The 12,440-nt window shown below is 38.3% G+C and carries 10 protein-coding genes; all 10 read left to right on the top strand.

All coding sequences use genetic code 11. The features are described 5' to 3' along the window. Positions 1 to 21: 21 nt before the first annotated feature. The 10 genes from CKK03_RS16635 (at position 22) to CKK03_RS16590 (ending at position 12,426) form a co-directional block, all read left to right on the top strand. Positions 22 to 954, top strand: coding sequence for a LysR substrate-binding domain-containing protein (locus CKK03_RS16635; protein WP_099363654.1), 933 nt, complete (start codon positions 22 to 24; stop codon positions 952 to 954). A gap of 393 nt (positions 955 to 1,347) precedes the next feature. Further along, positions 1,348 to 2,415, top strand: coding sequence for a M14 family zinc carboxypeptidase (locus tag CKK03_RS16630; protein WP_099363753.1), 1,068 nt, complete (start codon positions 1,348 to 1,350; stop codon positions 2,413 to 2,415). 697 nt (positions 2,416 to 3,112) lie between these two features. Then, positions 3,113 to 3,841: a FadR/GntR family transcriptional regulator gene (locus tag CKK03_RS16625; protein WP_099363653.1), complete on the top strand. Its 729-nt coding sequence runs from the start codon at positions 3,113 to 3,115 to the stop codon at positions 3,839 to 3,841. Positions 3,842 to 3,887: 46 nt separating this feature from the next. Then, complete coding sequence (locus tag CKK03_RS16620; protein ID WP_099363652.1) at positions 3,888 to 4,754, top strand: fumarylacetoacetate hydrolase family protein; 867 nt, start codon at positions 3,888 to 3,890, stop codon at positions 4,752 to 4,754. 20 nt (positions 4,755 to 4,774) lie between these two features. Then, a complete protein-coding gene (locus CKK03_RS16615) occupies positions 4,775 to 5,896 on the top strand; it encodes a cupin domain-containing protein (protein ID WP_099363651.1) in 1,122 nt (373 codons plus the stop codon). A gap of 51 nt (positions 5,897 to 5,947) precedes the next feature. Further along, positions 5,948 to 7,132, top strand: a complete 1,185-nt coding sequence (locus CKK03_RS16610) for an FAD-dependent monooxygenase (RefSeq protein WP_099363650.1) — start codon at positions 5,948 to 5,950, stop codon at positions 7,130 to 7,132. 30 nt (positions 7,133 to 7,162) lie between these two features. After that, positions 7,163 to 8,269, top strand: a complete 1,107-nt coding sequence (locus CKK03_RS16605) for a TAXI family TRAP transporter solute-binding subunit (RefSeq protein WP_099363649.1) — start codon at positions 7,163 to 7,165, stop codon at positions 8,267 to 8,269. Between the two features lie 32 nt (positions 8,270 to 8,301). Then, a complete protein-coding gene (locus CKK03_RS16600; RefSeq protein WP_099363648.1) occupies positions 8,302 to 10,236 on the top strand; it encodes a TRAP transporter permease in 1,935 nt (644 codons plus the stop codon). Positions 10,237 to 10,260: 24 nt separating this feature from the next. Continuing rightward, positions 10,261 to 11,472, top strand: coding sequence for a CaiB/BaiF CoA transferase family protein (locus CKK03_RS16595; RefSeq protein ID WP_099363647.1), 1,212 nt, complete (start codon positions 10,261 to 10,263; stop codon positions 11,470 to 11,472). Positions 11,473 to 11,487: 15 nt separating this feature from the next. Beyond that, positions 11,488 to 12,426, top strand: a complete 939-nt coding sequence (locus CKK03_RS16590) for a hydroxymethylglutaryl-CoA lyase (protein WP_245864164.1) — start codon at positions 11,488 to 11,490, stop codon at positions 12,424 to 12,426. Positions 12,427 to 12,440: the final 14 nt, after the last annotated feature.

Here is a 12,440-nt window from a genome sequence, read left to right as displayed (position 1 = left end):
GGAAGGAAAGGAAGTGGAAAAATGGATCAGCAATTACAAGTATTTATTATGGTTGCAGAAAAGAGGAATTTTTCGCGAGCAGCTGAGGAGCTTCATATGACTCAACCTGCAGTTAGTCAATATATACGTACTTTTGAGGAAAATCTTGGGGTTCGACTTCTTGAACGAACAAATAAATATGTGCAATTAAATAAAGCGGGCGAGATTGTATACCACCATGCAAAGGAGATTGTCGGATTATATACACGAATGGAGAAACTATTGGATGAACTAACAAATAAGGTTAGAGGGCCGTTGTCAATTGGCGCGAGTTATACATTTGGTGAGTATGTCCTTCCACATGTGTTAGCAGATATGAAAACGGTGAATCCGGATGTTCAGCCAACAGTTAAGATTGATAACACAGAAAGAATTGTTGAGTTGGTGAAAGCACATCAACTTGATATTGGAATTATTGAAGGTCATGTCAAAGAGGAAAAGAACCTTGAAATTGAGGGATTTGCAGCAGATCGTATGGTGATTATTGCTTTACCAAACAACCCATTGGTTGGTGAATGTGGTGAGATGGAGTTAAAAGAGCTTGAGGCGCAACCGTGGATTCTTAGGGAAGAGGGCTCTGGAACAAGGGAAGCTGGGGAAAAGATTTTTGAACAACTTGGGATTGATCCGAAGAATATTATGACGTTTAGTAGTACACAGTCAGTTAAGGAGGCTGTGAAGGCTGGACTAGGAATTAGTTTGTTGTCAGAACTTGCAGTAGCGAGTGAGCTTAAAAGTGGTGATTTGAAGATAATTGATGTGAGTGGATTACAGTTTCCTAGACAATTTTTCATTGTTTTGGGTTCGCCGTTTCGTACGAAGGTTTTGGATGAATTTGTTAGATTACTAAAGGCAAAGGGAAAGAATTTAAACAATCGTTCTAACCAAAAACTTGGCACAGATAGGTCGTTATAACCACAAGTGGTCCGTGAAAAACACGGTACTTATATAATTGGAGTGATGATCCTTGGTTTTTTTAAGATCCGAATGAGTTCATGTAAGATACAATAAAACATTCACGGATGTTGTTAAGTCAGCGTTTGTGGGTGTTTTATATTGTACGATAATATTAGGGAGGCTGAAATAATAGTGAAACAGCATATAAATAGAGTAGATTTGTTTCTGTGCTTATTCGATCAATTCAAAAGACCTTTAACTGCTGTTTTTTAGGTCTTAAACTAGTTCTGAAGAACTTATTTCGTATATCGAAATTTGTCTAAATGATAGGTAACCTACTCTATTAAAATATCGGTGGAACTGAATTAGTATTATAGATGAAGCAAAAAACAGGGGGGTATATTCTTGAAAATGAAAAAGAAGGTGCTTACAATTTCTTTGACAGGTTTGTTGGCTTTGGGAGGAGTAACTGCTGTAGCTCTGCCAGCCAGTGCGGTGGGCAACGGGCCAGGTACGGGAAATGGCGCCATTCAAACATCGATTCTCAATACATATGACAGCATGGTAGATTATCTTAAAACGCAGGAAGCTAAGCAGGAAGCCATGGAACTTGAGGTAATTGGCCAAACGGTAAAAGGACGCGATATTTACATGGCGAAATATATTTCCAATCCTGAGAATCCTACCATCCTTTTCCTCACCCAGCAGCACGGAAACGAGCAGTTGACAACTGAAGGCGCGCTTGAATTTATCAAGCATCTAGGGACTTCGAAGACGATGGGGGTTCTGGAAAATGTCAATATTCTTGTCATTCCGATGTTGAATGCGGATGGTGCAATGGGAGATGTGAACTTCTCGCTAGATAATTACTTGGCCAGTGGGGATCGTCATTTGACACGCTATAATGCGAACAATGTCGACTTGAACCGTGAGCATGACAAGGCGGTAAGCGACATGCAGCCTGAAGCAAAATCCCTGCATGAAAATGTATTACAAAAGTACGACATAGACTATATGATTGATCTTCATCACCAAGGGACACGCAGTGCAGTGGATGACAAGCTGGTTTCCGGATCGATTCTTTACCCGACCAACCCTAATGTGAATCCTGAAGTTCTTGAAGGCTCCAAGAAGTTGGGTGCTATTGTATATAACACTCTTCAATCCACTGGTTGGGGACATATTGGAAAATATGTTGGCGGAAGCGGGGAAAACATTGGAAGAAATGGCGCTGCTCTCCGCTATGACATTTCGACGCTTCTGTTTGAAATGCGCGGCATGTCTGACCATTACATCGAATCATATGCACTTGGACAGAAGAGTAATGGCTATTTGATTAAACAAACAATCCTTACATTGGATTCCACAGTAAGAGCGATTGCGGATGGTTCTATTGAAGAGGCGGACACAAGCTTCTGGGATACACTACCAAATCAATATAACATGTCAGGCGAAGAAGAAGCGGAAGCTGACGAATAGAATTTAATAACCCCAATACCCGTTTTAAACCTTTGCAGGTAAATAAACGGGTATTTTTCTTTTTGAAGAGAAAGGAGTCTTGCTGCCTGGTTTTCTGGGAGTTGACCAAAATAATGGTAATGCTTAGCAGTTTCGGGGTCTGCGCTTTTTATTGGCCCCATTCAATTATTTACAAAGCCAGAAGGTAGAAAAGGGCCACAGGAAATAAATCGAGTTTACTTAATTTTTTGTAGAACTTGAATAATAAAGACAGTTTTAAAAGACGAAATGGAAATATTTTTTGTAAGATATCAAATTTTTTCTCTATAGTGTAATAATATCAATCGTTAATTTTAAACAAGTGTAATTGACAATCTATGTTAGAAATTGAGCGCATTGAACTACTTCCTATCTTAGTTGCTATTTGTTTAGGTGTAGTAAAAAAATAGGTGTAATGCCCTTAACTGTATAGGTTTTTAATCTTATTGATTTTACAGGAAGATACCACATTTTGTGGTATCTATTTGTGTGGCAGCATCTTGGTAAATAATAATTGGAAGGTTGAAAACTATATTTTATCGAAATAGTATATTTAACATTAGTAAGATTTTGAATGTATAAAATATATTGACAATTTTAAATAGTGATAATAGAATTTAACTAAACTGGGCTAGCCAATAGCCCATTGACCCACTTTATAAGGAGGTGACACGATAAGATGAGCAAGTCTATTTTTTCTGGCGTTCGTAGAACCGAAAGACTATATGAAAAAATCGTAGAGCAGATTCGAGATTTAATACAAGAAGGAAAATTAAAGCCTGGCGATCGGTTGCCAAGTGAACGTGAGTTAGCTGAGGATCTAGGTTGCAGTCGTACTTCATTAAGGGAAGCCTTTAGAGTTTTAGAGTCTGAGGGGATTGTAATATCAAAGCCAGGCGGTGGGAGATTTATACAACACTTTGATCAGGGTTTGGTGATGGAATACCGGTTTAATCCTGTAGATATGTTAGAGAAAACTGCGATTTTATACTTTTTAGAGGCTAGAGAAACGTTAGAACCCAAAATAGCAGAATTAGCTAGTTTAAGGGCTAATGATGAGGATATACAAAAAATTGAAAGCGTTCTAAGTAGGATGGAAGAAAAGCTTAAGTTTCCGAACGAAGCGGTGCAGGAAGATAGCAACTTCCATATGGCGTTAGCAGAGGCAACTAAGAATTTTGTTTTTGTCAGTATGATGGAAACCAATTTAAATTTGGTTCGTCAAGTTCGAAAACAAACGTTGATTTCACCAGACCGTTATGCTGAATCATTAGCTGAGCACAGAGCCATTTTAGAGGCTGTAAAAAATCGTGATGTTCGAGCTGCAGTCGTTGCTACCAACATACATTTACAAAGTTTACGCAAAAATGTGCTTAAAAATATACAAATTTCTAAGCCGTTAGAGTAATCATAAACTATTTGAAAAAAATGGCATACGAAAGAAGGTTTAGTAGATGAAAATCGCACTGTTTAATGATAATTGTCTAGGCATTGTTAATGGAGAATTCATAATTGATATTAGTAGTTTAGTAGAGTGGAACAAAAATGAGCCTCAAAAGTCACTTGTAAAATTTATGGCTAATTTTGAAGAAAAGAGAAACGAAATAGAAGGGCAATTAAAAACATTACCCTCTTACCTTTTAAAGGATGTTTCATTGCGGGCACCTGTGCCAAATCCTAGTAAAATCGTTGCGGCACCTATAAATTATGTTCTTCATCAAGAGGAAATGAATGTGGCTTTAACAGTAGATCGTTTAGGTTTCTTTTTGAAAGCGCCGTCATCAATTATAGGTCCAGATGAAACGGTTTTATTACCGTTTAAAGACCGAAGAACAGACCATGAAGCAGAAATTGCTTTCGTAGTAGGACGTGAAGCAAAAGATGTTCCTGCTTCAGAAGCAGCGGATTATATTTTTGGATATTTTGCACTAATGGATATTACAGTTCGTGGAAAAGAAGATCGTCCTTGGAGGAAATCTTTTGACACATTTACTCCTATAGGACCATGGATTGTTACAGGTGACGAGGTTGAAGATCCTAATAACTTACAGATGAAACTTTGGGTGAACGAAGAAATTCGACAATCCGCCAATACTAGCGATTTAATTTATGATTGTTATAAGTTTTTGGAAGCTGCTTCAAAAGTAATGACCCTTTATCCAGGAGATATCGTAACAACAGGTACACCTGAAGGGGTGGCACCGATTACCAAAGGGGATACTATCAGAATTAATATTGAGAGAATTGGAGAGTTCTCCGTGTCTGTTGACTATAAAGAGGATGCTGAACTTACAAACAAGGTAAAGGTTAACCAAATATAAAGTAATATGGAGGGATAAGCATGTCAGAACATAAACTAAAACTCAAACTAACACCAGAGTTAGTAGATTTCCATCAGGAATTAGATGATTTAAATTTAGGACCACTTTGGTCTTCGGTATTTAGTCCTACACAACCTAAAGCAAGAGCAATACCTTACTTGTGGAAAAAGCAAACAATAGTGAATCAACTTGAAAAAGCAAAAAATTTACTAAGTGTGGGTTTGGGATCAATTGATCGTAGAGCCGTTTATTTAATCAATCCAGGTATGAAACATCTGCAGCCTCATGGTTGGGGTGGGGCTACTCAAACCTTATACGCAGCGGTTCAAGCCATCAATCCTGGTGAAGTCGCTCCATCACACCGTCATAAAACATCAGCTCTTCGTTTTATTATGGAAGGCCAAGGAGCAACGGGGTCTGTAGATGGAATTAAATATAATTTTGAACCAGGTGATTACATGATTACTCCTGGGTGGACGTGGCATGACCATGCAAATGAAGGAGACGACACAGTACTATGGATGGACTGTTTAGATATTCCATTCCTCCAAGCATTAAGCACTTCATTTTTTGAGCGTCATCCTGAGGAGAAGCAGCCTTTAGAATATCCTGATGACTATAGTACAAAACGGTACCAGGGAGGAATGGTTAGACCAATATCTGATCGCAAACCTTCTCTAGCACCACTTGGAAGATATAAATGGGATTTAACGAAACAGGCAATCGATGGCCAATCTGAATTTGAGCCAGATGTTTTTGATGGGTATGCAGTTGAGTATATTAACCCTTCAACAGGCAAAGATGCTAACGGTAGAATTGGAGCGAGGATGCAAAAACTTCCTATCGATTTCAAAGGTAAAGCTCATCGACATGTTCACAGTTGTGTATATTATGTTCACAAAGGAAGTGGTTACACAATAATGGATGGACAGCGATTTGATTGGGAAGCAGGTGACTTTTTTGCATTACCAGCATGGGTTTGGCATGAACACGTAAACACATCCCAATCTGAAGAGGCGTTCTTATTTTCTACTAATGATCTGCCTATTATGGAAATATTCGACTTTGAAAGAGAAGAAGCCTATGAGGAGAATAATGGCCATCAGGAAATTAAGGAAGTATTTAAGCCAGAATTAGCTTAGTTAAATCAATGTATACTTGGAATTTAATATTTTTAACGAGGTGAATACAATATGTCGAATGAAGCAGATGTAATTGTCGTCGGAGGTGGGATTGGCGGTCTTGCAGCAGCCTACAGTTTAGGGAAAGTAGGTAAAACAGTTATTGTACTAGAACAAGCACCGCAATTCTCTGAAGTAGGAGCGGGATTGCAACTAGGTCCCAACGCATTAAGAGCCTTAGACTCTATGGGACTATTAGAAGAAGTTTATAAGTATTCTGTCCTCCCTAAAAGGCATGTATTTATGGATGCAATCAAAGAACGAGAACTCTCAGCCCTCAACTTCGGGGAGGGTTTTCGTGAACGATATGGTTACCCTTATGTAGTTATGCATCGTACGGATTTACATAGCGTTTTGCTTGAAGGATGTCGTTCGTTAGAGAATGTCAAAACTTATGTGAATCATAAGGTGTCAACTATTGAGAACCTCGATAAAAGTGTTAGGGTAACATGTGAAAATGGCAATATTTATTATGGTGGTTTCCTTGTCGGAGCAGATGGGTTGTGGTCTACAGTTAGGAAATTTGTTGTAAATGATGAACCGGTAACATCACAATATGTTGCCTATCGTGGGACCGTCCCGATGGATGAAATGAAGGTGCAAATTGATTGGGACGAAAAGTATACGTGGATTGGGCCAGGGTTACATATGGTACAGTATCCAATACGAGAAAAAAAGGTCATAAATCAGGTGGCCGTGTTTAAAAGTACACGTTATGAAAAAGGTCAAGCGGATTGGGGAACACCAGAAGAACTTGATGAGGCATTTAGTAAATGTTGCCCAACACTTCAACACTCGTTAAAGTATATTAACCGTGATCGTAACTGGAAAATGTTTGATCGAGAACCAGTTTCCAATTGGACTGTTGGACGCGTAACTCTACTTGGTGATTCAGCGCACGCCATGCTACAGTACTTGGCACAGGGTGCCTGTCAGGCCCTCGAAGATGCATGCTGTTTAACAGAAAAGATACTTACGTATCAGGAAGATATTGAAAAAGCATTAATACAATACCAAAATGAAAGAATTCCAAGAACTTCAGCTGTTCAACGAGGTGCTCGGACTTGGGGAGAAATGAAACATGCAGAAGACCCTGTGACAATCCTATTACGAAATACAGTTATGTTAAATCGGACAGAAGACGACTTTAAATATGTTGATTGGCTCTATAGCGAAGAAGCGTTCATTGCAAAGTAACCCAAAAAAACATTCTTGGAGGATATAATTATGAAATTTACTGGCAAGAAGTATATTTCTTTAGTAAGTATAATCATGCTTTTGTCCGTTTTACTAGTTGCGTGCAGTAGTGAAGGAAGTTCTAACACTGGAAAGTCTTCTTCATCTGATGGAGATAAAGCTACAAGCGAGGGTGTGAAGGAAAATGTCATTCTAGGTACGCACCCTCAAGGATCAGCTTATAATTCTACCAGTGCAGGGATAGCTAAGGTGCTAAGTACAAAGTCTTCTATTAAAGCTTCAATCAAACCTTATGCTGGAACAAATGCTTTCTTCCCACTATTAGATGATGGACAAATTGATATGGGTCTAAGTTCTGCGCCAGACCTTGTTTGGGGAATTAAAGGTGAATTTGGGTATAAAAATGCTCATAAAAATATCCGTACTTTAGTAATTGGAAATTATCCCCCTACGAATGGCTTAATTGTTAGAAAAGATTCAGGTATATCAAAAACTGCTGATTTAAAGGGTAAAAGGATAGCGTCAGGTTATGCTGGTAATCAGGTAGCACAATCTCTCGTAGAACTACATCTGAAAAGTGTTGGTTTAACGTGGGATGATGTTGAAGCAGTGCCAGTAGCATCACCAACTGCAGGATTAGAAGCACTTCGAGATGGAAGAGTGGACGCTGCAATGGGATCAAGTCCACTTACAGCTGCAGCAATTGAAACGGATGCCGCTGTTGGAGGTTTAAAAGTTTTAAATATTGCAGATGTATCACCGGAGGATTTTGATAACTTCCCTGAAGAGGTAGCTGCGGAGGTTGCTGAAGGTATACCTGGTTCAAGACCTTTTGTGTATCAAGGTGGTGGATTCGTGGAAGAGCCTGTGATTATCTTTGAATATCCCGTTATTCTTAATGCGTCTACTAATATGAGTGAAGAGACTGCATATGAAATTGTAAAAACGCTTTTTGAAAATTATGAAGAGCTCCATCCTGTATTTTCTTGGTTAAAAGAATGGTCTGACCAATCTATGTTTGAAGAGAAGCCACCAGCACCATATCATCCAGGCGCTATCAAATACTTTAAAGAAAAGGGCTTATGGACAGAAGATGCAGAAAAATATAACGAGGAGCTTTTAAAACTAGTTAACTAGAACTCTATTGAAGAAATGGGGTATTAAACCTAATGGCACGATATCGAAATCTAAGTGGGGTGACTTCCGTTATATGGAAAGGTGCCCTCTTCCTTCTGGTTAGTATTGGTCTTTTATATATTTTGGGTGTTCATCAAAAGTTAGGAATCTCACTTTATAATGAACAGTATATTGGATTGTTTTTTGCTTTAATAATGTTCTCAGTTTTTATCGGTGTCGCGGCAAGAAAAGGGGAGGAGGGCACAAAAGTTCCCTTATATGATTGGGTCCTCGCTATAGTTGGCTTAATTGTTGGTTTGTATTTGTTCATTTATTATCCTGTCATTGTTTTTGACTTTGCTTATATAACTACGGAGCGAGTTATTGTCGGTTTAATTTCCGCCTTATTGGTTCTAGAAGCATTAAGAAGAGTAATTGGTTGGATTTTAGTCGTAATAGTAGCCGTTTTTATTAGTTATGCCTATGTTGCTCCATATTTAGGTGGACCTTTAAAAGGGAATGCAACGGATACAAGCCAATTGTTTAACTATTTGTACTTTGATGCTAGCGGTGGAATGATTAGTTTAATTGGTATAGCAGCCACAATTGGTTTTGCTTTCATACTTTTCGGGCAAGTCATGCTGCAATTTCGCGGTGGAGATATTATGAATGATATAGCTTTATACTCCTTCGGTAAGTATCGAGGTGGAACAGCCAAAGCTTCGGTGTTTGGCTCTAGTTTAGTAGGAAGTATCACGGGAGGTCCGGTAACGAATGTTATTCTAACTGGATCCATTACAATCCCGTTAATGAAAAAACACGGCTACACTGGAGAACAAGCAGGAGCGGTTGAATCTGTTGCATCTACGGGTGGACAAATTATGCCGCCAGTAATGGGTGTTGCGGCCTTTGTTATGGCAGAATATCTTGGTGTACCTTATGCAGAAATTGCTCTTGCTGCGTTAATCCCGGCTCTTTTATTTTACTTCTGCTTATTTTCTCAAGTTGATTTATTAGCCATTCGAAATGGAATAAAAGGGTTAACAAAAGGCGAATTGCCAAAAAAAGAAAATTTGAAGAAGGTAGTATTAATAATTCCTTCCTTTGTTATATTAATCTATTGCATGTTTGTAAAAGGATATACAGCTCAAATTTCAGGAATCTATGCTACTGCTACCGCATTAATATTTTTAATGTTACAGCCTCAAGTTCGAAAAAATTGGCTTAAACTTATTCACAATGTTTTTGTTGATACAGGTAAAACACTTATTGATATAACAATCGTGTTAGCGGCAGCTGGGATTATTGTTGGTGTTACTGGTATTACCGGACTTGGTTTTAATCTTGCCATGTTGTTGGTAGCTGTCGGTGATCATGGTCTATTTGTTCTCTTGGCTGTTAGTGCATTAGTTGCATTTATTCTTGGTATGGGAATGCCTTCAGTTGCTGCCTATACGATGGTGGCTGTGCTCATTGCTCCAGCACTAGCAGATATGGGAGTAGAGCCAATAGCCGCTCATTTATTTGTGTTTTATTTTGCGATTCTTTGTAATTTCACACCACCAATTGCCATGGCTTGTTTTGCTGCCGGTCCGATTGCCAAAGCATCCCCAAATAAAATTGGTATAGAGGCAATGAAATTAGGGATTGTTGGTTTTATAGTTCCATTTATTTTTGTCTACCAGCCACAAATTCTTTTATCAACTAATTATCAATATGGTTGGGTAACGTTTATAATTTCCGTCTTGTTTGCTCTATTTTCCTGCTTTTTACTTGCAGTATCGATTGTCGGTTATTTTAAAACTAAGTTGTCCTTGCCACTACGTATAATTTTCTTATTGCTTTCTGTGTTGATTTTTGCACCAATAACGATTTTCGATTCAACTTTATTCTTGAATGGAGCCGCCACACTCTTGTCCATCATTTTGTTGGTCATTACAACCATTCATAAAAAAATGATGAGCTCTGTAGAAACTGAAGTTGTCTAAAATAATTTCAAGAGGTGACTCTGCATGAATTACTCTAGAAAAACTGGTCCGCTCGATGGTGTACGAGTACTAGATATATCAACAGTTATTGCCGCTCCATTTGGAGCAACACTTCTGGGGGATTTTGGAGCTGAAGTGATTAAAATTGAAATGCCAAATGTGGGAGACCCCCTTAGAAACCTTGGCCCGTATAAAGACGGTGAAGGGCTGAGATGGGCAGGTATCGCACGAAATAAAAGATCAATCACCGTAGATTTACACAAAGAAGAAGGAAAAGAAATTTTAAAAAAGCTAGTAGCTAAGTCAGATATTGTGATTGAAAACTTTCGCACAGGGACGCTTGAAAAATGGGGAATTGGCTATGAAGAATTAAAAAAAATAAATAATAACTTAATCATGATACGAGTTACAGGGTACGGACAGACAGGTCCATATTCCCATAAGGCAGGCTTTGGGACACCAGCCACTGCGTTTAGCGGATTTACATATCTGCATGGATATCCTGATCGTCCTCCAATAAGCCCATCTTTTTCTCTAACAGATTATGTAACAGGCATTTATGTGGCGTTTGCTGCCACTATGGCATTATATCATCGAGACTGTCATGAGGAAGGGAAGGGTCAGTATGTTGACATTAGTTTATATGAATCAATGTTTAGAATGATGGAGTTTTTAGTTACCGACTATGACCAAACAGGAACAATTAAGGAGCGATCCCCTGGATTAAGTGGACATTCAGCACCTGCTGGAAATTTCTTAACAAAAGATGGCCACTGGGTAATTATTGTTACGAGTTCAGATAAAACCTTTAAACGACTAGCAGAAACTATGAATCGGGAAGATATGCTTACTGATGAACGATATAAAACGAATTCTGTTCGTCTGCAGCGTTTTGATGAAGTAAATGGTATTTTAGCCGATTGGGTAAAAACAAAGACAAAGAAAGAATTACAAAAAATACTAGATGAGAATGGTGTGCCAATGAGCCCTATTTATAGTATTAAAGATATTTTTGAAGATCCACACTATCAAGAACGAGAAAACATTGTCGAAGTAAATCATCCAAGGTTAGGGAAAGTGAAAATTCCTGGTATTTCTCCTAAATTTTCAGAAACCCCTGGGACAATACGACAAATTGCCCCAGACTTGGGAGAACATACAGAAGATATTTTATGTAATCTTTTAGAAATGGATGCTGATTCTATAGAAAATTTAAAACAAAATGGCGTCATATAGAGGGGAGATAGCATAGTGCAAGAAATTGATATAAATATAACAGAAGTCTGCCCGAGAGATGGCTTTCAAAGTATAAATGAATTCGTTCCAACTGATGAAAAGGTAGAAATCATAAACAATATCATCGAATGTGGATTTAAGCAGATAGAGGTAACATCATTTGTCCACCCAAAAGCAATCCCTCAATTGAGAGATGCAGATGAAGTGCTAAAAAAAATTAAGCGTTCAGATAAGGTTAAATTAAGGGCACTTGTACCTAATGTCAGAGGATTAGAAAGAGCCATTGATGCTGGTGTCGATAAAGTCAAATTAATGCTTTCTGCTTCTGATTCACATAGTATATCAAATGCAAATTGCAAAACGATAGAGGCTTTACAAGGTTTTGAGAGATTAGTAAATCTTGCAGATAAAAGCAAAATGAAGGTCTCAGGATCTATTTCTGTGGCATTTGGATGTCCGTATGAAGGAGATATTCCTATTGAACGCCACATCATGATTTGTGAATACTATCAGTCTTTGGGAATAAATGAAATCTCACTTGCTGATACAACAGGAATGGCGAATCCGATAAAAACGAAGGATATTGTAAGAGGGTTAAAACAGTTGTTTCCTACTATTACATTCTCTCTACACCTTCATAATACTAGGGGGATGGCATTTGCTAATGCCTTTGCTGGTTGGCAAGAGGGAATAATTGATTTTGATAGTTCAATTGCCGGAATTGGCGGATGTCCATATGCCCCAGGTGCCAGTGGGAATATTTCTTCAGAAGATTTAATTCACGGATTTGAAGAAATGGGGTTAAATACAGGGGTATCTATAGATAAGGTAATAAATCTAGCACAAGAATTGCAAAATAAATATCCGGAATATTCCGATAGTTTTCTTTTGAAAGCAGGCAAATGTTCAGACTTACAAGCTGCTCCAACACAGCAACAAAAAATAGTAAAGTAATTTACTATTTGAAC

This window comes from Fredinandcohnia onubensis (assembly GCF_002734215.1).
In the GTDB taxonomy this organism is placed as follows: domain Bacteria; phylum Bacillota; class Bacilli; order Bacillales; family Bacillaceae_L; genus Ferdinandcohnia; species Ferdinandcohnia onubensis.
The sequence above is the reverse complement of the archived record's forward strand: the minus strand, read 5'-3'. Positions and strand labels throughout refer to the sequence as shown.

Bases quoted from the DNA above. Each gene is read 5' to 3' on its own strand.
- CKK03_RS16635 (WP_099363654.1), top strand. From the start codon at position 22: ATGGATCAGCAATTACAAGTATTTATTATGGTTGCAGAAAAGAGGAAT.
- CKK03_RS16630 (WP_099363753.1), top strand. From the start codon at position 1,348: ATGAAAAAGAAGGTGCTTACAATTTCTTTGACAGGTTTGTTGGCTTTG.
- CKK03_RS16625 (WP_099363653.1), top strand. From the start codon at position 3,113: ATGAGCAAGTCTATTTTTTCTGGCGTTCGTAGAACCGAAAGACTATAT.
- CKK03_RS16620 (WP_099363652.1), top strand. From the start codon at position 3,888: ATGAAAATCGCACTGTTTAATGATAATTGTCTAGGCATTGTTAATGGA.
- CKK03_RS16615 (WP_099363651.1), top strand. From the start codon at position 4,775: ATGTCAGAACATAAACTAAAACTCAAACTAACACCAGAGTTAGTAGAT.
- CKK03_RS16610 (WP_099363650.1), top strand. From the start codon at position 5,948: ATGTCGAATGAAGCAGATGTAATTGTCGTCGGAGGTGGGATTGGCGGT.
- CKK03_RS16605 (WP_099363649.1), top strand. From the start codon at position 7,163: ATGAAATTTACTGGCAAGAAGTATATTTCTTTAGTAAGTATAATCATG.
- CKK03_RS16600 (WP_099363648.1), top strand. From the start codon at position 8,302: ATGGCACGATATCGAAATCTAAGTGGGGTGACTTCCGTTATATGGAAA.
- CKK03_RS16595 (WP_099363647.1), top strand. From the start codon at position 10,261: ATGAATTACTCTAGAAAAACTGGTCCGCTCGATGGTGTACGAGTACTA.